We start from the raw sequence: 25,423 nt of genomic DNA on the forward strand, positions 1-25,423 counted from the left end.
CCTGCAAACCAAGCAAACCTCGCAAACCTGGCAAAGCAGAGGGAAGAGCTGTTAGCCGTTAGTCGTTAGCTTTTAGCCAGAGAGGAAGAGCAAGGCATGAAGACCCTCCCCTAGCCCCTCCCCGAGTACTGGGAGAGGGAGGTAAGACACTGTTGGGCGAGCCGACTGTGGCACCTGAATGTCTGCGCAGACTAGAAAACTAACGCCTCGCGCCGAGGGACTCGCGACTCGAATACGCAACTTGATCAATCTCATCCGATGATCAAGTTGATCAAGTTGAACAAGATGCCATCCTCATCTTCACATAAAATAACATCTACGTGAGCGATCTTCGGGGTTTTCAATAAGCCTCATTCTCAAATGCTCAACTTAAAAACACGGGACTGGAAGTGTTAGAGCACAACCAGCCCCGCTAACCACCAGTAAGGAGTTGCTTACTATGGCTGCTGCTCATTCTATGTCTGGGCTTCTATCAATGCGAGAAGCCGCTCGATTCACAAACACCCACCCCAACACGCTAAGGAAGTATTCCGATTTGGGACAGCTTCCCGCGTGGAGAGTTCTCGGTGGACAACGCCGATTTAAGAAAGAAGATTTAGCCGAATTCTTCGGCATTAATAATACAAGGGAAAATTGTAGTGATGGGGGGGAATCATCCAAAATTTTAGCCTATGCCAGAGTCTCTTCAGAATCTCAAGCCAAGGGCCTCAATAAAGGAGAAGAGAATTCACTTACTCGGCAAATTGCCCGTATCAAATCTTTCTGTGTTGAAAATTATGGGCGGGAGCCTGATGAGTTGCTGAGTGAGGTTGGCTCGGCGATGAACTATGACAAAAAGAAGCTAACCGAATTGGTTAAGGGCATCGCATCGGGCAAATACGACTCATCGGTTTTAGTGATTGAACACGCCGACAGGCTCCTGAGATTCGGTCTCTCGCTCATACGCCATATCTCCGAAGTTCACAACGTAAAAATTGTAATCATTGAAAAAGATGAGAATCAAACTGACACCCAGGAGTTAAGCCAAGACTTGCTTAGCATCATCGGCTTATTCCACAACAGAGCTATGGGGGCTAGATCGCGGAAAGTCTTAGAGAAGCATATCGACCCCAAAGCCGTTCAGAGGATACATCAGTTGAGACAGGGCGGGATGGCAATCAATCGAATCTCAGAGGTAATGCAAGCTGAAAATTATAGAACTACCAAAGGGGGATTCATCACTGTGGGGCTGGTTCGTAAATACCTCAGAGAGAGGCCCCAGTTAGATACGGGCGGGAATAACAGCGTTCAGCAATATTATTGCGATTGCATTGAAGCGACCACCGATGAATATCGAATCTCGAAACAAGTCGTTTATGATCATTACGTGAAGTGGTGCCGCAACAATGGCATTAAGCATGTCACGATGGCAATGGCTGGCCGAATTCTACATGCTCTGGGATTGAAGGAATGCGTGATCCACCCCGCCCCAAACAAAACTGTTCTGGCTTGGCAATCTATCAAGATTAAAAATGAAAAACTTGAAATCAGAGTCGTGCCAAAGGGGGCTTATCGCGTAAGACAAACCCAAGTGAAGAAAGACAACTTCTACCGCTTCTACGATGAGGTGTTAAAGGGGCGATGGGCGGGAAATCGTGGCGAACTCAATGAGTCTTATCGAATCTGGGCTGAGCTGAATGGCGTGAAGTCTCTCAACATAAGAAAAGTAACCTCAATCTTAGAATCGCTGGGATACACTCCCCTAATTAGGGGCAAGGGGCATCTATTCGACTTTAGAGAAGCCCCAAAAACTCCCCCTATATTAACTTCTTCATGCGTTATGAATTCTTGTGAATTGGAAGCTTGCTGACAAAGTTCGGAGGAAGAAGCTGTTAGCGATTAGCTGTTAGCTGTTAGTCAGAGGAATCCACGGAGAGAAGAAGCTGGCTTCAAACCTTGAACGTTTGGAGGCGAGATTCTTCGGTCGCCAAGGCTCTCTCAGAATGACGCTTTCACACAACGTGCGCACCAGGAAAGCGAAAGCACGCAAGAGACCAATAGCTAACAGCTAAAGGCTAAAAGCTAAGAGCTTTTTTCACTGCCAACTGACTTGCAGTTGGTTCTCGATGCGCTCGACACCGTCCACCCGGCGCAGCACTTCTTGAGCCATCTGCTTTTGGTGGAACGAACTGACCGTGCCTTCGAGACGCACCAAACCATCGGCGGCTTCAATGCGAAATTGTTTTGCCGAAAGATAAGGGCTGCTCGTTAAGGCACCCCGCACCTGTTCAAAGAAGGGACATGCTGTGGCCATAGCTGGCATGATTCCAATCCGGTAATCGAGGAAGAAGGAGGGAGTTTCCCAGAGAGGGCCATCGACTCGGTGACACATCATGGCCTGAAAAAATATCGGCCACGTTTTGGGTCCGTGTCGGCGAGGGGCTCGTCTCCCAGCTGGAAATCTCTGAAAACTCGGCCGGTCGTGCTGGCGGTGCCGTTTGGACGCGGCTAGCTAGCACCCAAGACACAAACAGCAGACGGCTGCCGTTTAAAATCGGCATTACATTGGGGCGGACTGTAGCCGAGCGTGGAGACCCACTCCAGGGCAATTTCCCGTGGGGCAGTGCAATTTCCCAAAGGGATTTACCCTCGAAATTACCGAGAAACGGTGGCCGGTTGGCGTGACAGCCCGCCTGGTTAGCTTTGTAGCCAAGCAGGCAGTTCGCCAGATTCGGGCAGATGGATCACCCGGGCGCTACTGATCGACGGGAGCTTTTTCATGGATTCCAAGGCCTCGGCCGAGGGAGCCGCGTCGAGGTTAAGGATGCCGATGGCGTCGCCACCCGCCTGATCGCGGCCCACCGCCATCTGGCCGATGTTCACGCCATGTTCGCCGAACAGCGTGCCAACCTTGCCAATGATGCCGGGGACGTCCTTGTGGGTGTACACCAGCAGGCAACCGTCGAGATAGGCTTCGAGGCGGTAGCCGTCGATCGCCACGAGCCGCGGCATCGACTGGCCAAACACCGTGCCGGCGACTTTGTGGTGGCTGGAATCGGTCTTGAGTTCGGCGGACATCGTCGAGCGGAAGGCCCCCATTTCGCTGTGGGATTCGACCGTCAGCTCGATCCCGCGGTCGCGGAGCATATACTCGGCGTTCACGAGGTTCACTTCCTCGTCGAGGGCGTTCTTGAGCAACCCGGCCGCAAACACGGCGGTCAGCACTTTGGTATCGCGGTCGGAGATCTCGCCCCGGTAATTGATTTTGCACTCACGGACGTTGCCTTCCTGCAACCCGGCGATCAACATGCCGAGGCGATAGGCGACGTCGACATAACCCTTGAGCGATTCGAGTGTTTTGGCATCGAGCGGCGCGACGTTCACCGAGTGGCGGATCGTGCCGTTGATAAGGTAATCGGTCAGCAGCTGAACGGCTTCCACCGCGACGGAGGTTTGAGCTTCCTCGGTGCTGGCCCCCAAGTGCGGCGTGCAGAGAACGCCCGGCTTGCCAAAGAGCGGACTGTCGGTGCAAGGTTCTTCGACGAACACGTCGAGCGCCACGCCGGCGATCTTGCCCGATTCCAAGCCTTTGAGGAGTGCTTCCTCGTTGTAGATGCCGCCGCGAGCGCAGTTCACCAACCGCACACCGGTTTTCATGACTTCGAGCTCCGGCAGGTCAACGAGATTGCGAGTTTCGTCGGTAAGCGGCGTGTGAACGGTCAGATAATCGACGCTCGGCAACATGGCCGCGACGGTTTCGACGAGTTCTATGCCGAGATCTTGGGCCCGTTCCTTGGACATGAAGGGGTCGTAGCCCATGACCTTCATTTCAAGCGCGAGAGCGCGTTGAGCCACAGCCAAACCGATGCGGCCCAAGCCGACGACGCCCAAAGTCTTGCCGGCGACTTGCGTGCCCATGTAGTTTTTGCGATCCCAACGGCCTTCGCACAAGCTTTGGTACGCAGGGGCGACGTTCCGCGACATGGCGAGCATCAAGGTGATGGTGTGCTCGGCCGTGCTCAGGGTGTTGCCCGCCGGCGTGTTCATCACGACAACACCGGCGCGCGTGGCAGCGGCTTTGTCGATGTTGTCGGTCCCCACCCCGGCACGCACGACGGCTTTCAAACGGCGTGAGCCTGCGAGCGATTCGGCGGTGATCTTTACGCCGCTGCGGCAGATCGCGCCATCGAATTCCTGCAGCGCCTTGCGGAGGTCATCACCTTTGAGCCCGGTGCGGACTTCATATTCAATACCCGGCGCGGCATTGAGCAAATCAAGGCCTTCTTGGGACAAATCGTCGAGAACAATAACTTTGTGCATTTGGGGGGAATCGTGTTGGAGAAAGTTGAAAGGCCTAGCCGCGATGCAACGCACCGCCGGTCTTAAGTCGCGTGCTTGTCGCGGAAGTCGATCATGAAATCTCGTAGGGCTTCCACGCCCGCGACCGGCATGGCGTTGTAAATCGAAGCGCGGCAACCACCCACCGAGCGGTGACCCGCTAGAGCGGTTAAGTCTTGAGCTTCCGACTTCGTGAGGAACTCTTTGGTGAGCTCTTCGCTTGGCAAACGGAAAGACACATTCATGAGCGACCGGCATTTGGGCTTCGCATGGCCATCGTAAAAGCCATTGCTGCCGTCGATGACATCGTACAGCATTTTGGCTTTCGACTTGTTGATGGCGTACATCTTGTCGAGCCCGCCGATGTCGTTGACAAGCCAGTCGGTCACCAACCGCACGACGTAAATCGCGAATGTCGGCGCTGTGTTCATCAGCGAACCTTCGTCGGCGTGCAACTTGAAATTCAAGTAGGCACCAAGTTCGTCGCTGGAGCGGGCTAGAAGGTCTTTACGAATGACAACAATCGAGACGCCGGCGGGGCCCAAATTCTTTTGGGCACAGGCGTAGATCATGCCATAGCGGTCGATGGGAATCGGCTTGTGCATGAAGTCGCTGGAAGCATCACACACCAGCGGGGCATTGCCGGTGTTGGGTTCCGTGGGGAACTGCACACCTTCGATGGTTTCGTTGCAGGTGTAATGAACGTACGCCGCGTTGGGATCGAGCTTCAGATCGGCATCGGCGGGCGTGTAAGTGTATTTGCTGTCGGCGCCGTCCCAGGCGACGTTGGTCTTGCCTTCTTTCTTGGCTTCCTTGAGAGCAGCCTTACCCCACGTGCCGGTAAGAATATAGTCGGCGCTTGGCTGATCCTTGGTCAGCAGGTTCATCGGGATCATCGAGAACAGCAGTCGGCCGCCCCCTTGCAGGAACAGCACCGAATAGTCGTCGCTGATGTTGAGCAGCTTGCGGATGTTCGCTTCCGCGGCTTCGATGATCTCCTTGAATGTTGGCGAGCGATGGCTGATTTCCAAAATCGAAGCCTTCGGTTCAGGCAGCACCATGATCTCGCGCTGAATCTGAGCCAGCACCGACTCTGGAAGCACGGCCGGTCCGGCCGAAAAATTGTAAGCCCTTTGGGTCATGTGATGAACGATCCTTTCTTGTTCCCTCGGTGATCCCCGTCGCCCAACAAAAGGAACTATTTTAGTGGCTTGTGGCGCGGTTGGCGATGGGGCAAGTTTTGCTGTGATTTGGGCGGATTCGCGCTCTCGCGCAGGCGGCTCTCGTCCGTTGCTCGCCAGCATTCAGGTTGTTCAGAGGTAGAAGTCGCATTAGACTGCACAGCAGCAAAGACCGAAGAGCGTTTTCAGAAGTTCACGTTGGAAATTCCGCCTGCAGAGGAGCAGAGTGCTCAAGAAAATTCTTGACAATTTTGCCGCGATCTTTGACATGGGATCCTCGGGAAGGCTGCTGATTTACAGCGCCCTGGTGGGAATCGTTGCGGGCCTAGGGGCCGCGGTCTTTTACGCCGGATTGATGACGGTTCAGACGCTCGTGCTGGGCGACATTGTTGGATACGTTCCGCCTCCGGCAGGAACAGAGGGGGTGCCGCGCCCCACTCAATTGCCCACCCAATGGTGGCTGACTCTGCTCGTGCCGACGATTGGCGGCCTTGCTTGCGGTGCTATTGTCTACACATTTGCCCCCGAAGCAGAAGGGCATGGCACGGATGCGTTGGTGAAGGCCTTCCATCGATTACGAGGCAAAATTCGTGCGCGGGTTCCCGTCGTCAAAACGATTGCCTCGATCATCACGATTGGCACCGGCGGTTCGGCGGGCCGTGAAGGGCCTATCGCGCAAATCGGTGCCGGCTTTGGATCGTTTCTCGCGGATCGCTTGAAACTTTCCGATCGCGACCGACGGTTGTTGATGCTTTCGGGAGCCGCGGGGGGGATCGGCGCGATCTTCCGCGCCCCGTTGGGTGGCGCATTATTTTTGAGCGAGGTTCTCTACGGCTCGACCGCGATGGAAACCGCGGCGGTGATTCCCAATTTTATCGCCTCGATCACTGCCTACATGGTGTTCACCCAGATCTTCGGAACGGGTTTGGCGATCAGCATCCCTCCCGGCCTAACATTTGGCGGAATGAGCGAAATCCCGTTTTACTTGGTCTTGGCACTTCTATGCTCGATCTTTGGATATCTTTATGTGATTGTTTTTTATGGCGTGCGTGATCGCATTTTTCGGCCCATGCCGATACCCATGATTATCAAGCCAGCCATTGGTGGTCTGATGCTCGGCGCGCTAGCCATTGCCTTACCGCAGGTCATGGCGGGTGGATATGGTTGGATTCAGATGGCCATAGATGGCAAAATGGCATTTGGCCTGATGTTGGTCCTTTGTCTGGGTAAGATTTTTGCCACGGCTTTTACGATCTCCTCGGGCGGCAGCGGCGGCGTTTTTGCCCCGTCACTCTATATTGGGGCCATGCTTGGGGGCGCGTTCGGCGTTGCGGCAGAGAAATTCTTCCCCGACATGATTTCCCACCCCGAAGCCTTTGCGCTTGTTGGTATGGGCGGATTGTTTTCGGGAATCGCCCGCGTGCCGCTGACGGCTATGTTGATGGTCTGTGAAATGACCGGAAGCTACAACCTGCTGATTCCTCTGATGCTTGTCTGCATGGTGAACATGGCGATTCTCTCGCCGCGTTGGACCTTGTATGAACAGCAAGTGTTTGGTTTGGTTGATAGCCCGGCCCATCAGGGCGATTTTGTCATCGACGTGCTGGAGCAAATGCATGTTCGCGACGTCATGGACTTAGCGAGAAAAGTCGATCTGATTCCTGAAGGCATGCCGTTGGTTGAAATCCTGCGGATGGCTTCGCTATCAAACAACAGCTACTACCCGGTCGTGGATGCTGACCAGAAGTTAAGCGGTATCTTTTCTTTGCGAGACTTGCGGGCCGTGCTCGCCGGTGATCGTACGGGGACACTGATCGTGGCGGCCGATATCGCGACGCCGCAGGTCATCACCGTAAAACCGGACGATGATTTGCACACAGCACTCCGCCGGTTCACACAAAAGAACGTCGACTATCTGCCGATTGTCGAAGCCGATTCGCCCCGAGACGTGGTTGGCATGCTCAGTCGGCATGACGTGATTTCTGCTTATCATCGACGGCTGTCGGAAATCCAACGCGACGATATCGGTCCGCTTGAAGATTAGCGGTTCCACAGCGGATCATGCCTCGACGGCAAAGGCTTGCCAAATCCCATAGCCTGCCAGAGCCAGAATTGAGATGGCGCTGATCCAAAAGGCGACTTTATAAAGTCGCGTTGGTTCAAGTTCGGGGAGAGATCGAAACAGGCGAAAATAGATCGCGGCAAAGACGACGATCAGCAGAATTGCCGCTGTGGCCAGCCCGCCAAGCATGACCATGAGGACAGGCTGTTTGATTCTCAGAAACACGATGGTCCACAGGGCTGGAAAGACGCAGGAAAGGATCTTGATCGAGAGGCTGCGCTGCCGGGGATCGTGAAAGTGTATCAAACCAATCTGGCCGAAGGTATCAGAATATATGCGAGTCCAAGCTGCCAGCGCGGAGAAGACTGTTGAAAACAGCACAAAAAAAGCACCGGCCAGAAAAACGTCCTTAGCCCACGGACCGAGCGATTCGGTGTACATGTTCGAGAGCGCGTTTATCATCTCATATCCATCGGGGACCTCACCCTGCTGGTGCAAGACGGCAGCCCCTAAAATATAGAAGGCAGCGGTTACCGTTGTGTAGGCGATCATCGAAGCGATCGCGTCGAAGGTCATCACGCGAGTCCAGCCGCGAGCCCGCTTTTGCCAGGCAAGGCTATTGGGTTGATAGGGTCCGACGCGCGCCGCGTATCCCTTCTCGAGCAGCCAATACGTGTACTGCATAATCTCATCGCCCCCGACGCCCGTCAGGCCAAAGGCCGCGAAGGCAAACAAGATCGAGTTGGCGGGAAGTTTGCCTGTTAAGCCTGAGGCTATTTGTTCCCAATGAATAGCGTATTGCGTCCACTGCAAGGCGAATACGCAAATCAACGTGAGAATTGTGAATGCCAACGTCATGGCCAGAGAGGATAGTTCGATCAGTTTATATTTTTCACTGAAGATCAATGCGGCAACACTCGCGGCGATGATCCAACACCACGCTGTCACAGAAATTGCAGGGAAGATTAGGTTGAGCAGAATGCCCAATCCGCCGATGATGCCGCCAACTTGCAGAATTTTGACGGGAAGCAGCGCCAGCCATATCCAGATCGTCCAGTGGGCGCGTCCGAATCGCCAACCGGGCAGCTTGTTCAACGCCGTCAGCGAAGTTTCGCCCGATTGAATCGTGTGGCGACCAAACTCCAATTGCAGTGCCACTTTGACAAAGCAACTTAAGAGGATAATCCAAAGCGTGATGAAACCAACTTTGGCCCCTAGCGCCGTCGTCGCGATCAATTCGCCCGAACCGACAATTGAAGCCGACAACACAAAGCCAGGCCCACAATACTTGAGCTGCTCCCAAAACCGCGTGGGCGGATCTTGGATTTGGCTGCGGTCAAGAAGATAAGGATCCCGCTGTGTCAAAGCATTAGTTCTTTGATAAGAAGCGATTGATGAGTCAGTTTTGCGAGTGTAAACGCTAAGCGATTCTGAAACAACATCCCCACGAAGGCATTGATTCGCTAGCAGACAAGCCCTTCGGGAAACGCTAAAATACCCGGCGAGCGCCGACTTGGCGGCGTTCCGCGGCTTGATCTTCCCCGCCCCTTTGTAGGAAAAATTGAGAGACAATGGCCACTGCACTTAAGACCGACCCATTCTCCGCTCGCGACACCTTTGAAACTGGCCATGGCCCCGCGGGTATTTACCGACTGTCAAAGCTGGAAAGCTTAGGGCTCACCAAAGTGGCCGCCCTCCCCTACTCAATCCGCGTGCTGTTGGAATCCTGCCTGCGGAATTGCGACGGGTATGTCGTCACCGAAAAAGACGTCGAAGAGCTTTGCAAGTGGACCGACACGTGCGGTGTGTTGGCACCCGGCGACAGCGGCGTGGAAGTCCCTTTCAAACCAGCTCGCGTCGTGCTGCAAGATTTCACCGGTGTTCCCTGTGTGGTCGATCTCGCGGCGATGCGTGCCGCTATGCAACGGTTGGGTGGCGATCCTAAGAAAATCAATCCGCTTGTGCCCGTGGATTTGGTGATCGACCACTCGGTGCAAGTCGATTACTTCGCTTCCGGTCAGGCCCTGGATCTGAACATCGAATTGGAATTTTCGCGCAATCGCGAACGCTATGAATTCCTTCGTTGGGGCCAAGACGCGTTCAACAATTTCCGCGTCGTGCCGCCCGGCACCGGCATCGTTCACCAAGTGAACTTAGAATATCTGGCCAAGTGCGTGTTCTTGCTCGACGATCACGCTGGCAAAGTTGCGATTCCCGATTCGCTCGTCGGCACTGACAGTCACACCACCATGATCGACGGCCTCGGTGTTGTGGGTTGGGGCGTCGGTGGTATTGAAGCCGAAGGTGTGATGCTCGGCCAGCCCATTTATATGTTGATGCCGGAAGTCGTCGGCATGAAGTTGACCGGCAAACTACCTGCGGGCGCCACGGCCACCGACTTGGTACTCACGGTTACCGAAGTTTTACGCAAGGAAAAGGTTGTCGGTAAGTTCGTTGAATTCTTCGGCGATGGCGTTTCGACGATGTCGCTTGCCGACAGGGCCACGATTGCCAACATGGCGCCGGAATACGGTGCCACTATGGGCTTCTTCCCGGTCGATGCCGAAACGCTCCGCTATCTGGAGCGCACTGGCCGCACGAAGGCGGAAGTCGAACTTGTTGAACGCTACACTAAGGAACAGGGTTTGTTCCGCACAGATAGCGCACCGATTCCCACTTTCACCAAGACTTTGGAACTTGACCTATCCTCGGTCGAGCCCTGCCTCGCTGGCCCCAAGCGACCGCAAGATCGCGTGGCGTTGAGCGCTATGAAAACGAGCTGGCAGCGTGATTTGGACGAAGTTTACGGCAAGCGACCTGCAACCAGCGCTTCGCAAGGACGCTGGGAAGGTGAGGGTGGCCAGCCGATTGAAGAAACCGCTACCGCCGCGGTCGAAGAAGCGGTTGCGTTGGCCGATCCAGGCTTCGATGGCGTGGAAGTCACATTAAACAACAAGAAATTTCCCATCGAACATGGCAGCGTGGTGATTTCAGCAATCACGAGTTGTACGAACACCTCGAATCCCTCGGTGATGATCGCCGCGGGGTTGTTGGCTAAGAAAGCCGTCGAGAAAGGCCTGACCGTCCCGCCGCACGTGAAGACGAGCTTGGCTCCCGGCTCGCGAGTCGTGACTGATTACTTTGAAAAGGCGGGCCTCGACAAATATCTCGACCAGATCGGCTTCAACACCGTTGGCTATGGCTGCACAACTTGCATCGGTAATAGCGGGCCTTTGCCCGATCCGATTGCTGCCGCGGTGAGCGACAACGATTTGGTGGTCGCTGGCGTGCTGTCGGGCAATCGCAATTTTGAAGGCCGCATCAATCCTCACGTGAAGGCGAACTATCTAGCCAGTCCGCCGCTAGTCGTAGCCTACGCACTAGCCGGCACGGTCGATATCGATTTCGAAACCGAATCGCTCGGGATGGGAAGCGACGGCAAGCTCGTGATGCTCGCCGACATTTGGCCGTCGCAACCCGAAGTGCAAAGCGTTGTCGAAAGCAGCGTCTTGCCCGAGATGTTCCAGGCTCAGTACGACAATGTTTGGCAGAAGAATCCGAAGTGGAATGCCATCGAAGTCACCGGCGGTGAGCTTTACGCATGGAACGAAGCCAGCACTTACATTCAAGAGCCGCCGTTTCTGGTTGATCTCAAGCCCGAAGTCGAACCGATCAAGCCGATCATGGGAGCCCGCTGTTTGGCGGCGCTAGGAGATTCGGTAACCACCGACCATATCTCGCCCGCAGGTTCGATTGCCACGAGCAGCCCAGCAGGGAAATTCCTGCAAGCGGCTGGCGTCGAGCCGCATGATTTCAACAGCTACGGTGCGCGGCGTGGTAACGACCGCGTGATGACCCGTGGCACGTTCGCTAATATCCGCATTCGCAATCAAATGGCTCCCGGCACCGAGGGGGGCGTGACGCGGCATTTGCCTGATGGCGAAGTCATGAGCATCTACGATGCGGCAATGAAGTATCGCGACGATAAGATTCCGCTGGTGGTGCTCGCCGGGAGTGAATACGGCACGGGGAGCAGCCGCGACTGGGCCGCCAAGGGTGCGTTTCTGTTGGGGATTCGCGCGGTGTTGGCCGTAAGCTTCGAGCGGATTCATCGCAGCAACCTGGTGATGATGGGCGTGCTGCCATTGGAAATGCCGCCGGGACAAACGTGGCAAACACTTGGTCTAACGGGCGAGGAGATTTTTGATTTCCCCGAGCTCAAAGACGATTTGCGACCACGGCAGGCGTTGATGGTGAAGGCGACTTCCCCCGACGGCAAGATCAAGGAGTTTCCCGCGACGGTCCGCATCGATACGCCGGTGGAACTCGACTACTATCGCAACGGCGGCATCTTGCACACGGTGTTGCGAAAGTTGATGAAGGATTCACAGCCGACAAAATAACTGGCTTCTTGAATCCCGATCCAATCGCTTCGTGTTTAGTCGCGCCCTAAACAAACGAGACACATGTCATCGCTTTGGGGAAAGTCGCCGGCGAATTCGCGGACGTCGGTCAGCAGGTGATTGCCGATCTCCATCGTTTTGACGTCTTTAACGCTGATGATCTTGGTCATCCGCTCGATGCCATACAGTTCGCGCTGCGAGTTCATTGCTTCGCTGAAGCCGTCGGTGAACAAGGTGACCAAATCACCCTGCGCAAGATCGTGCTGATACGAATCGAACTCGAAATCGTCGACCACACCTACGGGCAGGCCCGCTTGCTCGCCACCGATTTCGGTAACTTCACCCGCCGCATTTCGCAGCATCGGCGGCATGTGTCCTGCATTCACCAGCGTCAACTGATTCTTATTGCCATCGATCACGGCGATGACCATCGTGACAAAGCGGTCGTCCCAACCGTAGCCTGAGAAGATTTGGTTGATCTTCCCGAGCGCCTTCGCCGGATTTGGTTCGATGGTCAACCATTGCCGCACGTCGCTCGAAAGTTTGGCCATCAACAATGCGGCAGGAACGCCCTTGCCGGCCACGTCTCCGATCACCACGGCCACGCGGTTGTCTGGCAGGGTGACGTAATCGTAGTAGTCGCCCCCCACTTGGTAGGCCGATTCATAAAAGGCAAAGAAATGATACCCGGCGATCTCCGGCGGACGATTGGGCAGCAACGTCCGCTGCATTTGCTTGGCCACTTCCATGTCGCGTTGCAGGGCCACTTGCGAGAGTGCTTCTTGATGCAACCGCGCATTATCGAGCGCGATGGCCGCTTGATTGGCGATCCCCGCGAGCACTTGCAAGTCGAGATCCGTGAAACGGCTCATCTGGTTGTTCGTGTCGATTTGAATCACACCCAGCGACTCGCCGTTGCTGGCGATCATCGGCGCGCAAATCAGCGAGCGAATCTGAAAATCGGCAATGCTCTGCGCCATGCCAAAGCGTTCGTCGGTCGAGGCATCGGCCGAAAGAATCGCCCGCTTGTCTTGCATCGCTTTGTTGACGATCGTGCGACTCACGCGCATTTTTTCTTCGTCGCTGCTCTTACGGGCCTTTGTGGCGACTGGCACGAGCGGCGCATCGGGTCGGGGACGCATCACGACAAAGCCGCGATCCGCTTGTACGAAAATCTTGAACAAACTGTCGAGAATCTTTGGCAAGATTTCCTTGACCGACAGCGTGTTCCCCAGGTTGTTAGAAATCTCCACGAGCGCCTGCAGCTGCACTTCGGGCTTGGCCGACATCTGCCAGATCGATCCCGCGCCGCGGCTCACGTCGAACGTGGCCATGATCTGGCTCGTGGCGTCCATGTCTTCTTCGGCATCGGTGAGCAGCGGAGCCAACAGCGAGGCATGTTCGGGTTCTTCACCAGCCAGTTTCGGCGGGGCGGTTTCGTCGTAAAACTCAAAGAGGATGTCGCAGATCAGCATCCGGTCGCCGTTACGTAGCGGCCCGCGATCCTCGACCCGATGAGCGTTGATATAGGTGCCGTTGCGGCTGCCTAGGTCCTGAACAAAGTAGAGACCCTCTTCCTTGGTGAGGATCACATGCCGACGGCTGACCGCGGCGGCGTCGAGCACGAGGTCGCACTCGGGGCTGCGGCCCATGACCCAGCGTTCTCCTTCGAGCGGATAGACCTTGCCGATCTCCCCCCCTTGAACAATTGTGAGATGAGCCATCGATCACGAGCGGCCAACCGGCCTGCACCCTTATAAATTCTGGCGACGAATTTTCAGCACCAAGCGTCAAAACAAACGATTTTAAGGCTTACCGCGCGGCAGCGTCAACCAACGGCTGGCAGCCATCGGTTCAAGGCGTCCAACTTTTCCAACTCTTCCAACTTGTCGGGGTTTATTTCAATAGTTGCGAGTCGTTAGGCGTTAGTTTTTCGTAAGCAAAGCAGCTACGAGGAAATCGTCATTCTGAGAGAGCCTAGGCGACCGAAGAATCTAGCTTCCACAATTTCACGGTTTGAAGCCACATTCTTTTCTCCGTGCCACTCCGATCTGAATGGACATAATAAGTCTGTTTTCCACAACCCTGCCGTACACAGCAGTCCTTCAACTTTGTCATCTTTCTCAACTTCAGCAACTTAGTCACCGCTCGGAATTGACAAAGTTGCTGAAGAACAGGGAAAGCAGCATCCCTTCTGGCTAACAGCTAAAAGCTAACGGCTAACAGCTCTTCCCTCTGCTTTGCCAGCTTGGCCAGGTTTGCTTGGTTTGCAGGCCTCCGGTTGTTGCAAAGCTGAATGGAAGCGACTGTAGACCATGGACTGTGGTGTTTCTTAAAGTCCACTGTCTACAGTCCACCGTCCATCTACGTCCGACACGGCTTTCACTGCTCCCCATTATCGCGATTTGTGAGAGCGTCGCCACAAGTATTTTTGGCCATCACTCAAGTCATTCCCGGGTAGCCGGGAATCCAGATTCTCACGCAGAGGCTTTGGTCGAACCGTAGGCCGGAACAAGCCGTGCGCAGTTCCGGCAAAGCGCCATTCTTCGCGTGGTAAGCGTTCAATGCTTCATTGCCGGAACTCACGTTGCTCGGTCCGGCCTACATGTTTTCGGGCCGTGTTTCGCTAATTAGAATACTTACATGTCCGACTACCGACGTTATTTCGTTCCCGGCGGAATGTATTTCTTTACGGTTGTAACTTACGGCCGGCGCGAGATATTAACGACCACGCAAGGACGCCTGTTTCTTCGCAAAGCAATTGCTGACATAGCACAAGATCGAAAGTTTCAAATTTTCGCCACAGTCTTGCTGCCGGATCATTGGCACTTGATCATGCAATTGCCTTCGGGTGACCTCGACTATTCAATTCGTCTCAAGCGAATCAAGGAGACATTTACTCGTCTATGGCTTGATGCTGGATTGGCTGAAGCTTCGATTACCGATGCACAGCATTCCAAGGGCGAGCGTGGAATTTGGCAGCCAAGGTTTTGGGAACATACAATCGAAGACGAAGCCGACTTGGAACAATGTGTTGATTATATTCATTGGAATCCACGTAAGCACAATCTCGTCGAACGTGTCCGAGATTATCGCTGGTCATCATTTCATCGTTTTGTTCGGCAAGGGCAATACGATCTTAATTGGGGAGGAAGTGAGCCAAAGACGATAAACGGTAATGAGAATTGGGGGGAGCCGTAGGCCGGAACAAGCCGTGCGCAGTTCCGGCAATGCGCTACGTGTTCCGTTTCATAGCCGGAACTCGCGTTGCTCGGTCCGGCCTACGGTTCGCACAATTCTTGCCGGGTTACCGACGGCGATCACGTTGGCGGGCAAGTCGCGAATCACCACTGCACCGGCACCCACGACCGTATTGTCGCCGATTGTGACTCCGGGGCAGACGATCACGCCGCCGCCGAGCCAGACGTTGTTACCGATGACGATTGGCTTGCTCCCTTCCCATTTCGCCCGGCGTGTTTCGGGATCGAGCGGATGAGTCGCAGTCAGGAGTTGCACGTTGGGTCCAATCAGCACGTCGTCGCCAATCGTGATCTGGCCCACGTCGAGCGCGACGAGTCCCCAGTTGGCGAACACGCGATCCCCGAGCGACGTTTGGTAGCCATAGTCGCAGTGAAACGGTGGCCGAACCGTGCATTCAGCGCCGACATGGCCGAGTAGCTCACGCAAGATTTCGTCCCGTTCGGCATCCTGTTCTCCCAGAGTGGCATTGAACTTGGCCGACAGAATGGCCGCGCGGCGGCGCTCGCGATTAAGGACCGGATCGTCAGCCAGATAGTCTTCGCCGGCGAGCATGCGATCACGATGCGAGCGGGCAGCGAGTTGACTTGGATCGTCCATGAAGTTTCTTGCCAGTGATTTTGTTGCAAATAGCACGCCGTTGGACGTATTTTAGCGACTCGACCAAAGGACCGGCGACCAAAAAAAAGTCCGAGGGGCCGGCCAGCTTGGCTACCATAGCAGGCTAGAAGCCTACTCCACGAGGTTTTTCTCGGGCTTTGGCTTCGGCGGGGAATTCGTTAGAATTGAGGGTCTGTGAACGGTAGGCCAGAGCAAGCCGCACGCTCACTGGGGAATAGTGTAACGGTAGCACTCCGGACTCTGACTCCGTCAGTCTAGGTTCAAATCCTAGTTCCCCAGCTTTTGTTACAGGCGCTAGAAGTGAGTTGCTAGGCGCTGGTCAATGAATTGTCATCCCGAGGGAGGCTTGCCGACAGAGGGATCTGGATTCATGGCCAGTGCGTTCTCTTGTGCGTGTGACGATCGAGGCCAGATTCCTCAAGTCGTAGAACTCCCTTCGGAATGACAAAGCTGGCTAACCGACATACGCACTATTTGGCCAATGGCTCTTCGGCCGAAATGTCGTACTTCAGCCGCGCATCCGCTACTGGGATGGGTGGCAACTCGGTGTCGGGCGTGACCGACGCGCAAGTCGCGTTCGCTTCGCAATTCTCGCACAAGTCTTCGACGACCCATTTGTAGGACGGCACCTTTTTCGAAGTGATTTTCTTCATCAGCTTCGTGCGGGTGTAGATCGTGGGCCCGCGCTTGGGGATCCAGTCGAACCAGACGAATGGCTTGGGTTTGCTGTGGACGCCGTCGGCATTGGGGCTGCATTCTTCACAGACCATTTCGCAATGTTTGCAGCCGCGACAACTGGGGCCAGGAACACAGAAGTCTTCGCACTGATAACCCCAACAGATGACTTCCACTTTCTTGTCTTCACAAACTAAGCGGCAAATTTTCTCGCACGAACCAATGCAGCCACAATGAGAACAGAATCCTTCGCGCCCATAGACCAAGCTCGCTGCGCAGAGGAGCAGTGCCGTGGCTAGAACCAGATTGAGTCTGTTGTCGCGTCGCATGAAATCACCTTTAGAAACTGAAGTCCAGTCGCATACCCAGAATGTCGGACTCGGTGGCGCCGAAAACCGTTTCCGGCGTGGTCACCGGGCGAATCCAGTCGAACATCACGCGCATGCGGTCGCTCCAATACCAGTTGAAGCCGAGCGTCATATCGTTATAAGCACCCGCGTTGACTTCATTCAAATCTAGATACGACCAACGACCTTTGAGTTCCCAGGCACCGGGGCCACATCCGCCGGGGACCAGGAAGAAATTGGAATAGGGCATTGCCCGACCAAACTGGGCCCCGTGCTGGCCAAAGCGTTCGTAATTGCGATTCTCACCGGTGAGAAAGTAGCTGGCGTAGACGTAGGCACCATAGAACGTGGCATCACCGGCTTCGAGCGCCGAGTGGTCGATGTACATTTCGCTCTGCACGGATAATGGACCCCAGACGGTTGCTAGCTCGACGTTGCCTGTGGTGAAGTCGCTCCCTGGCATCTGTCCCGTGTCGATAAGAAAAGGTCCTTCATGAATTTGGGGCCGAGCACGAAAGCGGATCAAATCGTCCTGATCGTGCGTGTAAAGCACGCCACAACCTGTGTGCAGCAAGTAACGGCCGTTGGAGGGTTCGTCGTAGTAAGGGAGCCATGTGAATCGCGCACTGGTGCGCAGGCCTTGGTTGCTATCGATGCGTTCTTTGAGCGATTCGCTGATGCTGTCGAAGAACGCCCCGAACGTCCACGTGCGGTCGAGCGACTTACTCACGCCGTAGAATGCCGTGCCGACTTCACGATCGGCTGTGAAGATGCCTTGCGTGGGGATCGAGCGTTCGAGAAACACAGAAAACGTGTCGTTGGTGACTTGCTCCAAGCCAAACGGCACAAAAAAGTTGCCCCAACGAATGCGATTGAAGAACGGCACTTCGTTCATCGTGAGGTAGGCGTCTTTGATATCAACGACTGGTGTGGTGACGCCGTCACCATTTTCTGGCTCGAACTCAACCTGAATGCGGAAGTCGTAAACGCCGTAGCCCACGCCATCGGCCAAGAGTCGCAACCGGCGGAATTCAAAATAGTTTTTGGCGAGCGGGCTGGTGATCGCGGGATCTTTGTACGGCCACAGGATTTGATCCATCTGACACTGCCCGCCGAGCTTGACCGTCCATTTCTCAGAGGAAATGTCCATCCACTCCGGCTCGATGATCGTGCCGTCAGGTTCTTCCTGCTCGGCTGTGATTTCTTCTAAAGACTGGACGCGTTGCCGTAGTTCTGCGAAGTCATCATCCTTATCGTTTTCGTCGAAGAGCGGATCAGGATTGTTCGGCGCAGGAAGTTCCCCCGACGAACTGAAGACGCTCAATTCTTCGCGCAGGCGGGCGATCTCTTCGTCTTGTTGTTTGAGCCGTTCGTAGATATCCGCGATGTCGACGGGTGGCAATTGTTCTTGCGCACGCGCAGGCGAAACGAGGCACGCAGCAAGTGCGATCGCAAGCAATATGCGCGCACCAAGCACGGTGCCAGTTAACTGGCGATAAGTCCAAAGCCGGCGAATCACGCGAGAATTCCTTCGGAGCGCGAGAGCCTGCGTGGGTACGGTTGGCGGCTCGCAAGCGCGGGTGGTGCCTCCCTCGGGCAGGGTCGGCTGAGGTGCTGGGTCTAAGCACCCATGAGCTATTGTCGGCAGAAGAGTTGCCGTAATCTGAATAACTCGTACAAATAGGCGCGCTCACAGCAGGCATTGCTAGCATGGCTGGATGTCAATCAGCGAGAAATTACATTTCGCTAGCAGGCGTGCGAATCACCAACAGCCGTTCCTCGGACATATCTTTCATCGCGTAGCGGATGCCTTCGCGGCCCAAGCCGCTGTCTTTCACGCCGCCGTAAGGCATGTTGTCGACCCGCCAGGAAGGAACGTCGCCGATGATCACCCCACCGACTTCCAAGCGATCCCACGCCTTTTGCATCTTATAGATGTCGCGCGTGAAGATGCCGGTTTGCAAACCGAAGACGCTATCATTCACTTCCACAAGGGCTTTGTCGAAATCCTCGAACTTGCTCAACACGGCGACGGGGCCGAAGGCTTCGTTCGTGCAGAGTGTTTGATCTTTGGGAACGTATTCAAGCAGCGTGGCTTCGAGCATGGCCCCTTCGCGTTTGCCGCCACAGAGGAGCCTGCCCCCCGCCGCGACCGCGGAATCAATCCAATCTTTGAGCCGCTTGGCTTCTTTCTCGTCGATCATTGGGCCGATGAAGGTGTCTTCGTTCTTCGGATCGCCACTGATGAGCTTCTTGGTTTTCTCGACGAGGCGCTGCTTCAATTCTTCGTAGACCGAAGCGTGAGCCAAGATCCGTTGCACACCGATGCAGCTTTGCCCCGATTGATAGAAAGCACCGATGATCAAGCGATCCACGGCGTCGTTCAAATCGGCGTCGGCATCGATCACGCACGCCGCGTTGCCGCCGAGTTCGAGCACGACTTTTTTCTTGCCCGCGCGGGCTTTGAGATCCCAACCGACCTCGGGGGAACCGGTGAAGCTTAAGAGTTTTAAGCGGTCGTCGGTTGTGAACAAATCGGCCCCGTCGCGATGGCAGGGCAAAATCGAGAACGCCCCGGGCGGCAAATCGGTTTCGGCAAGTATTTCGCCGATGATGATCGCGCCAAGTGGCGTACGGCTGGCTGGTTTCAACACAAAAGGACAACCCACGGCGATGGCGGGGGCAATTTTGTGCGCCGCCAAGTTCAGCGGGAAGTTGAACGGCGAGATGAACGAACAGGGGCCGATGGGGACATGCTGAACCATGCCGCGATAGCCACGGGCGCGGGGCGAGATTTCCAGATTGAGAATTTCGCCGGTGATTCTAACGGATTCTTCAGCCGCCACGCGGAACGTGTCGATCAGCCGGCCCACTTCGCCACGGCTATCGCGGATCGGTTTGCCAGCTTCCAGACAGAGTAGCTCAGCCATTTCGGCACTGCGTTCTTGGAAGCGTTTCACGCAATGATTCAAAATGTTTTGCCGTTCATACGCCGGCAAGCGGCGCATCGGTTCGGTCGCTTCAACGGCAGCGGCGATTCCGCGGTCGATGGCTTTGGCATCCGCGATTGCCACGCGCGTGACAACTTTGCCCGTGTATTTGTCGGTGACTTCGAGATCGGCGTTGGGCTGCTCGGCTTTGTTCGCCAGATAATACGGATATTGTTCGAGTGGCATGCGGGGCCTCACACAAGTTGGCTGCGTTCTTGGATTTCGCGATTCAAAATGCGGTCGTTGTCGGAGTAATCAACCGGCACGTCAATCAGATGAACACCCGAGCGTTCGTGGCACTTGGCCATCAACGGGGCGAGCTGGTCGACCGATTCCACACGATGCCCGACGGCACCGTAGCTCTCGGCGTATTTCACAAAGTCGGGGTTGCCATAATCGAGCCCGTAATCGCCGAAGCCCATGTGGCTTTGTTTCCATTTGATCATGCCGTAGGCATTGTCCCGAAGGATCAAGATCACGAGTTGCATTTTCAAACGGATGGCGGTTTCGAGCTCTTGCGAATTCATCATAAACCCGCCGTCGCCGCAGATGGCCATAATTTTTTTGTCAGGATAAACCAGCCGCGCGGCCATGGCCGAGGGTAACCCGGCCCCCATCGAGGCCAGCGCGTTGTCCACCAAAACAGAGTTCGGGCAATGAGCTGGGTAGTTGCGGGCGAACCAGATTTTATAGATGCCGTTGTCGAGGGCGATGATGCTGTCGCTCGGCATGACTTTGCGAACGTCTTCGACCAGGCGTTGGGGAGTAATCGGAAAACGTGGATCGTTCGCCGATTCGTCTTGATACTTCTTCGCCGCGGCGCGGACTTTGTCGAAGTACGAGAAATCCCAGTGGGCGTCCTGTTCAACTTCCGATTCCAACAGCTTCTGCCAAATCTGCCAGATGCTGTTGCCGATGTCGCCCACGACTTCCACTTGGGGGAAGTAGACCGCGTCGACTTTGGCGGAAAAGAAGTTGACGTGAATCACGCGCACGCCACCCTGCTTCATAATAAAAGGTGGCTTTTCGATGACGTCGTGGCCCACGTTGATGATCAAGTCGGCGTGTTCGATGGCGCGGTGGACAAAGTCGCCCGACGAGATGGCCGCATTGCCCAAGAAGCGCGGATCGCGTTCGTCGACTACGCCCTTACCCATTTGCGTGGTCACAAAGGGAATGTTCGTTGTTTGAATCAACCGCCGGAGCATCTTGCTCGAGATGCGGCGATTCGCGGCAGCGCCGATCACCAGCAGTGGATGCTTGGCTTCGCGGATCAGACTTACGGCCGCGCGAATGGATTTTTCTTCCGCGACCGCCCGGCGGACACTGCTGGCCTGCACGGGTTCGCCGTCGACTTCCTCGCGGGCGATGTCTTCCGGCAATTCCAAATGACACGCACCGGGGCGTTCTTCTTCGGCCAGACGAAATGCTTCACGCACTCGGAATGGAATGTTTGCACCGCTGACGATTTGTAGCGTTTGCTTGGTGATGGGATCCATCATGTCGACCACGTCGACGATTTGAAACTGCCCCTGCTTGCTGCTCCTGACAGGTTTCTGACCCGTGATCATCAGCATCGGCATGCCGCCGAGCTGGGCATAGGCAGCCGAGGTGACGAGATTCGTCGCGCCGGGTCCGAGCGTCGCCAGGCACACGCCCGCCTTGCCGGTGAGCCGGCCATAGGTGGCAGCCATGAACCCCGCGGCTTGCTCGTGCCGGGTGAGAATCAGTTTGATTTTCGATCGCGAGAGCGAATCGAGCAGGTCGAGCGTTTCCTCTCCGGGAATGCCAAAGATGAATTCAACCTTTTCATTCTTTAAGGAGGCGACAAACAGATCAGAGGCTTTCATTACGAAACCTTCGGCACGGCCGGGAGGGTCCTATTCCGCAGGACATTGGTGGCTGCCGTTCATGGGTGGGGCTATCAGACTCGTATTGTAGGAAACTCGTTGGTTCTCTGAAACCGCCTAACGACATATTGACGGGCTGGATAGGCAGGTCAGACTATATTTCAGGGCGGAACAGCCCTGTCACTTTTCTTTTTTGATGGAAAGATAATCTATGGCCTCGGTCACTCTCGATGGTGTGGCGAAAATCTACGCGGGCGACATCTATGGCGTCCGCGATCTCGATCTGAATATTGCCGACGGCGAATTCCTGGTCCTCGTGGGGCCTTCTGGCTGTGGCAAGAGCACGACGCTGCGGATGATTGCTGGACTGGAAACGATCTCGCGCGGTACGCTGCGAATTGGCGATCGCGTGGTCAACGACGTGCATCCGCGCGACCGCGACATTGCCATGGTGTTTCAGAATTACGCCCTCTATCCCCATATGACGGTGCGCGAGAACATGGCGTTCGCGCTCAAGATGCGAAAGACCGCGCAGCATGAAATTGACGAGCGCGTGCAGTGGGCCGCGGGGTTATTGGGTTTGGAGCCCTACTTGAATCGCAAACCCAAAGCGCTTTCTGGCGGCCAGCGGCAGCGGGTGGCCCTGGGGCGCGCTATCGTTCGTAAGCCGGCCGTGTTTTTGTTCGACGAACCGCTGTCGAATCTCGATGCGAAGCTGCGGGTGGAAACCCGCGCCGAAATTAAGCGGCTGCATCGCCAGCTGGGGACGACGACGATTTACGTCACGCACGATCAAGAAGAAGCGATGACGTTGGGCGATCGCGTTTGCGTGATGTGCGACGGCCTCAAGCGGCAATGTGCCCCGCCCTTGGAAATCTATCGCAATCCGGCGGATCGCTTCGTCGCGGGATTTTTGGGGATGCCCCCCATGAATTTCCTGGATGGGGAACTCGAAACCAACGGCGGCCAGTTGTGGTTTGTGAGCCGCGAAGGGCAATTGCGGCTCGAGGGCACCGACGAAGCGTGGCTCGATGGTTCAAGTCGTCGGCCGATCGTCGCCGGGATTCGGCCCGAGAGTTTTCAAATCCTAGATGCCGCGGTGGAAGGGCAATCGATCCCTGCCACGGTTCAAGTCGTCGAGCCGCTGGGCAGCATGATGGATGTCTATCTTGTACTCTCTTCCGGCAAGAGAGTGGTCGCTCGCATTCCCGCGGGTAAACTTTCCGAAGGAAAAGCGATTCACGCCCGGGTGAATCCCGCGGAGGTTCATCTATTTGAAGCGCCGAGTGCGGAGGATCGGTATGGGCGGAGCCTGCGCGCGGCGGGGATGCAGTTGGTGTAGTCCAGTGGAAGGCAGAGAGAATTAACCACGAATTGAACAAATAGCACGAATGAATACTATTCGTCTAATTCGTATTATTCGTGGTTTGTCTTACGACTGGTGATTCAGCTGCCCCGCTTAATCTTCCTTAGTGTGCATCCATTTCTGGAGCAGTGGTGAGATTGCCAAGCAGATCACGCCGGACGCAATGGCTGTAATAGCGATCTTTTGGAATACCCCGCCATAGATGTCCACCGTTTCGATGGGTGGCGGAATTATCTTCTCTGCCCCCTCGGCGTGCGAGACGCCAGTGAACTGGGAGATGATCGCGGCGAGGTACTGCGAAAACGCCGTTGCCAAGAACCAGCCGCCCATCACCGTGCTCACCAAAATTTTCGGCGAGAGTTTGGTAACCATCGACAGGCCCACGGGAGAAATACAAAGTTCGCCGGTGGTTTGGAACATAATGCCCAAGAGCAGCCAAAACAGTGGGACGATTCCCCGGGCATCGCCGTTTTCGGCACCCAACCAAAATGCCACGAACCCGAGACCTAGCTGAATTAGACCCAGCGCAAACTTGATGGGAGTGGTTGGTTCCAGTCCGCGTGCCCCTAAGTAAGACCAGAGGGCGGTGAACAGCAAGCCGAACAGCAAAATATAAATCGCATTGACGGCTTGAAACGAACTTGTTGCGAGTTCGCTGTTTCTCGTGGCGATGCCCATCCCGATGTTGTCTTCGGCGACGAGCCAATCAATCGTAAAGTCGGGGTTACTTTCTTCACCCTCCTTGCTTTGATTCTGTTGCCTCAACTTGTCCAAGGACGACATCGTGAATAACTGGTTGCCGTTGGAGAATCCTAGTTGTTCTTGCGTCGGCTGTATTTGCATTGTTTTGCCCACGTCGTCGGAAGTGATCGTGTGGGATTCGGCAACACGGTCGACGTTGCGATCCGTAAAGTTATTGACGCTGCTACCCGCTTGCTCGAAGAAGGCCCAGAACAGCATCGAAAAGAATGTCAGAATCAGAACAACGAACATACGATGCCGCGCGATCGTGTCGAGGCGGAACGTCTCGATGATGAGATAGCCAAAGGCCAACAGACCGGTCACCGCCAAGAGAATTCCCGAGGGCTTGCTGATCTCGTTCAAAAAGATGCTTCCCACTTCTCCCACGACGCCGCCAGCCGAGGCAATTTTCTCCACGGCTTCTTCGGAAAGGATCCGCAACGGTTCGCCGTTGGCTCGCAAGATGGAAAAATCGGAGACAAACAGCGACAGTAAAGGGATACTGATTGCTACGCCTAACAAGATTGGCATAAGTTTCTTCGTTTTATCACCCGGCGGCCTGCCGACTTCATCGGGAATGCCTCCTAATCCCAAGGCCCGCACCGAAATGGTGCCGGCCGCCAGCATGCAGATGGCAACAAAGATATTGACAAGTTTAGCCGTGAGGTTGTCAGGCACGAAATAGAGGAGCGTTGCCGCCGTACCCAAGGCCCCTAGACCGATCAAGATTTGCGTGACCAAAGTTGGCATCACAAAAATTGCCAAGCCGATCATCATGCCAATCGTGGCCAAGCCAAAACCGTAGTGCCAGCCATAGGTTTCGCCGATGTAACCACAGATCAACGGGCTCAACGAGGCGCCCAAGTTGACGCCCATATAAAACAGTGTGAAGCCGCCGTCGCGTTTGCTGCTTACGGCTGGATAAAGCTGGCCCACCATAGTCGAAATGTTCGGCTTAAAGAAACCATTGCCGGCAATCAACAACGCCAGGGCTAAATAGAACATCGTGGTGTTTTCTTGGGTCATTACCAAATGCCCGGCTGACATCAAGAGACCACCTACGATGACGGCTACGCGCGGCCCTAGAAAACGATCGGCGAGCAGACCACCAAAAAACGGGGTCATATAGACAAGTGAGGTGTACGCGCCATAGACCGCGTAAGCCCGCTTATCATCGTATTGCAGGAAGCCCTTGAGCATGTACAAGAGCAACAGTGCACGCATGCCGTAGAACGAAAACCGTTCCCACATTTCGGCGAAGAACAGTACGAACAATCCGGTGGGATGACCAAGAAATGTGCGTTCTTCGGTGGTGACCGTGCTCATGCCTGACTCCTGAGGTCGAGAATTGCTACTGAATTTGCTGCCCAAGCAAGTTTTAGAGTGTATCGCAAAGTGCCCAAGCTGACAGCGGCAATCTGAAAGCCTTTGATGTTGAGATTGGCGTGCCTCAAGTTGCCTCTACAAAATTGTTGGTTGAGCGGGGTACTAAGACATAGCCCTCGCCAGGAACTGTGGGAGACTGGCCGCATTTTGACCGGCAAGAAAGTTTGCGGAAGAGTGCAGATGCGGTTATGATTAGTTGGAAGTACTTACTTCTCAGCTTTTCTCG

The 25,423-nt window shown here is 55.2% G+C and carries 16 protein-coding genes and 1 tRNA gene; 6 read left to right on the forward strand and 11 right to left on the reverse strand.

All coding sequences use genetic code 11. The annotated features are described in order from the left end of the window. Positions 1–439 precede the first annotated feature (439 nt). Positions 440–1,849 carry an IS607 family transposase gene (locus SH678x_RS06345; RefSeq protein ID WP_496922048.1) on the forward strand — a complete coding sequence of 470 codons (1,410 nt, stop codon included), beginning with the start codon at positions 440–442 and terminating at the stop codon, positions 1,847–1,849. A 225-nt stretch (positions 1,850–2,074) separates the two neighbouring features. Here the strand turns inward: SH678x_RS06345 and SH678x_RS06350 are convergent, their stop codons facing one another. The 3 genes from SH678x_RS06350 to serC form a co-directional block, all read right to left on the reverse strand. After that, positions 2,075–2,293 (reverse strand): BON domain-containing protein, encoded by a 219-nt coding sequence (locus tag SH678x_RS06350; RefSeq protein ID WP_496922049.1) that lies wholly within the window; start codon positions 2,291–2,293, stop codon positions 2,075–2,077. Positions 2,294–2,676: 383 nt separating this feature from the next. Further along, the gene (gene serA / locus SH678x_RS06355; RefSeq protein WP_496922050.1) at positions 2,677–4,299 is read right to left on the reverse strand and encodes a phosphoglycerate dehydrogenase; all 1,623 of its coding nucleotides are present in this window, start codon (positions 4,297–4,299) and stop codon (positions 2,677–2,679) included. Between the two features lie 62 nt (positions 4,300–4,361). Then, positions 4,362–5,459 (reverse strand): 3-phosphoserine/phosphohydroxythreonine transaminase, encoded by a 1,098-nt coding sequence (serC, locus tag SH678x_RS06360; RefSeq protein ID WP_496922051.1) that lies wholly within the window; start codon positions 5,457–5,459, stop codon positions 4,362–4,364. A gap of 265 nt (positions 5,460–5,724) precedes the next feature. On the opposite strand from serC, the gene SH678x_RS06365 reads away from it, so the two are divergent. Beyond that, positions 5,725–7,542 carry a chloride channel protein gene (locus SH678x_RS06365; protein WP_496922052.1) on the forward strand — a complete coding sequence of 606 codons (1,818 nt, stop codon included), beginning with the start codon at positions 5,725–5,727 and terminating at the stop codon, positions 7,540–7,542. Positions 7,543–7,557: 15 nt separating this feature from the next. Here the strand turns inward: SH678x_RS06365 and SH678x_RS06370 are convergent, their stop codons facing one another. Then, complete coding sequence (locus SH678x_RS06370) at positions 7,558–8,925, reverse strand: Nramp family divalent metal transporter (protein WP_496922053.1); 1,368 nt, start codon at positions 8,923–8,925, stop codon at positions 7,558–7,560. 206 nt (positions 8,926–9,131) lie between these two features. Between SH678x_RS06370 and acnA the strand changes: the two genes are divergently transcribed. Next, a complete protein-coding gene (gene acnA, locus SH678x_RS06375; protein ID WP_496922054.1) occupies positions 9,132–11,963 on the forward strand; it encodes an aconitate hydratase AcnA in 2,832 nt (943 codons plus the stop codon). A 35-nt stretch (positions 11,964–11,998) separates the two neighbouring features. Here the strand turns inward: acnA and SH678x_RS06380 are convergent, their stop codons facing one another. Beyond that, the gene (locus SH678x_RS06380) at positions 11,999–13,687 is read right to left on the reverse strand and encodes a SpoIIE family protein phosphatase (RefSeq protein WP_496922055.1); all 1,689 of its coding nucleotides are present in this window, start codon (positions 13,685–13,687) and stop codon (positions 11,999–12,001) included. 919 nt (positions 13,688–14,606) lie between these two features. Between SH678x_RS06380 and SH678x_RS06385 the strand changes: the two genes are divergently transcribed. Continuing rightward, positions 14,607–15,164, forward strand: a complete 558-nt coding sequence (locus SH678x_RS06385; RefSeq protein WP_496922056.1) for an REP-associated tyrosine transposase — start codon at positions 14,607–14,609, stop codon at positions 15,162–15,164. Between the two features lie 48 nt (positions 15,165–15,212). On the opposite strand, the gene SH678x_RS06390 is transcribed toward SH678x_RS06385, so the two are convergent. Continuing rightward, entirely contained in the window at positions 15,213–15,821 is a 609-nt protein-coding gene (locus SH678x_RS06390; RefSeq protein ID WP_496922057.1) for a sugar O-acetyltransferase, read from the reverse strand. A gap of 229 nt (positions 15,822–16,050) precedes the next feature. Here SH678x_RS06390 and SH678x_RS06395 point away from each other — a divergent pair. Further along, positions 16,051–16,121 (forward strand) — tRNA-Gln (locus SH678x_RS06395). Between the two features lie 191 nt (positions 16,122–16,312). On the opposite strand, the gene SH678x_RS06400 is transcribed toward SH678x_RS06395, so the two are convergent. The 4 genes from SH678x_RS06400 to SH678x_RS06415 form a co-directional block, all read right to left on the reverse strand. Then, complete coding sequence (locus SH678x_RS06400) at positions 16,313–16,846, reverse strand: hypothetical protein (protein ID WP_496922058.1); 534 nt, start codon at positions 16,844–16,846, stop codon at positions 16,313–16,315. A gap of 10 nt (positions 16,847–16,856) precedes the next feature. Beyond that, entirely contained in the window at positions 16,857–18,383 is a 1,527-nt protein-coding gene (locus SH678x_RS06405) for an OprO/OprP family phosphate-selective porin (protein WP_496922059.1), read from the reverse strand. A gap of 217 nt (positions 18,384–18,600) precedes the next feature. Beyond that, a complete protein-coding gene (locus SH678x_RS06410) occupies positions 18,601–20,040 on the reverse strand; it encodes an aldehyde dehydrogenase family protein (RefSeq protein WP_496922060.1) in 1,440 nt (479 codons plus the stop codon). A gap of 8 nt (positions 20,041–20,048) precedes the next feature. Continuing rightward, positions 20,049–21,704 (reverse strand): acetolactate synthase large subunit, encoded by a 1,656-nt coding sequence (locus tag SH678x_RS06415; protein WP_496922061.1) that lies wholly within the window; start codon positions 21,702–21,704, stop codon positions 20,049–20,051. 211 nt (positions 21,705–21,915) lie between these two features. Here SH678x_RS06415 and SH678x_RS06420 point away from each other — a divergent pair, with 211 nt between their 5' ends. Beyond that, positions 21,916–23,046 carry an ABC transporter ATP-binding protein gene (locus tag SH678x_RS06420; RefSeq protein WP_496922062.1) on the forward strand — a complete coding sequence of 377 codons (1,131 nt, stop codon included), beginning with the start codon at positions 21,916–21,918 and terminating at the stop codon, positions 23,044–23,046. A gap of 117 nt (positions 23,047–23,163) precedes the next feature. On the opposite strand, the gene SH678x_RS06425 is transcribed toward SH678x_RS06420, so the two are convergent. Next, positions 23,164–25,137 (reverse strand): peptide MFS transporter, encoded by a 1,974-nt coding sequence (locus SH678x_RS06425; RefSeq protein ID WP_496922063.1) that lies wholly within the window; start codon positions 25,135–25,137, stop codon positions 23,164–23,166. Between the last annotated feature and the right edge of the window lie 286 nt (positions 25,138–25,423).

Source organism: Bythopirellula superficialaquae (assembly GCF_059632245.1).

Coding starts and splice junctions, on each gene's coding strand:
- SH678x_RS06345 (WP_496922048.1), top strand. CDS start 440: ATGGCTGCTGCTCATTCTATGTCTGGGCTTCTATCAATGCGAGAAGCC.
- SH678x_RS06350 (WP_496922049.1), bottom strand. CDS start 2,293: ATGGCCACAGCATGTCCCTTCTTTGAACAGGTGCGGGGTGCCTTAACG.
- serA (WP_496922050.1), bottom strand. CDS start 4,299: ATGCACAAAGTTATTGTTCTCGACGATTTGTCCCAAGAAGGCCTTGAT.
- serC (WP_496922051.1), bottom strand. CDS start 5,459: ATGACCCAAAGGGCTTACAATTTTTCGGCCGGACCGGCCGTGCTTCCA.
- acnA (WP_496922054.1), top strand. CDS start 9,132: ATGGCCACTGCACTTAAGACCGACCCATTCTCCGCTCGCGACACCTTT.
- SH678x_RS06380 (WP_496922055.1), bottom strand. CDS start 13,687: ATGGCTCATCTCACAATTGTTCAAGGGGGGGAGATCGGCAAGGTCTAT.
- SH678x_RS06385 (WP_496922056.1), top strand. CDS start 14,607: ATGTCCGACTACCGACGTTATTTCGTTCCCGGCGGAATGTATTTCTTT.
- SH678x_RS06390 (WP_496922057.1), bottom strand. CDS start 15,821: ATGGACGATCCAAGTCAACTCGCTGCCCGCTCGCATCGTGATCGCATG.
- SH678x_RS06400 (WP_496922058.1), bottom strand. CDS start 16,846: ATGCGACGCGACAACAGACTCAATCTGGTTCTAGCCACGGCACTGCTC.
- SH678x_RS06410 (WP_496922060.1), bottom strand. CDS start 20,040: ATGCCACTCGAACAATATCCGTATTATCTGGCGAACAAAGCCGAGCAG.
- SH678x_RS06415 (WP_496922061.1), bottom strand. CDS start 21,704: ATGAAAGCCTCTGATCTGTTTGTCGCCTCCTTAAAGAATGAAAAGGTT.
- SH678x_RS06420 (WP_496922062.1), top strand. CDS start 21,916: ATGGCCTCGGTCACTCTCGATGGTGTGGCGAAAATCTACGCGGGCGAC.
- SH678x_RS06425 (WP_496922063.1), bottom strand. CDS start 25,137: ATGAGCACGGTCACCACCGAAGAACGCACATTTCTTGGTCATCCCACC.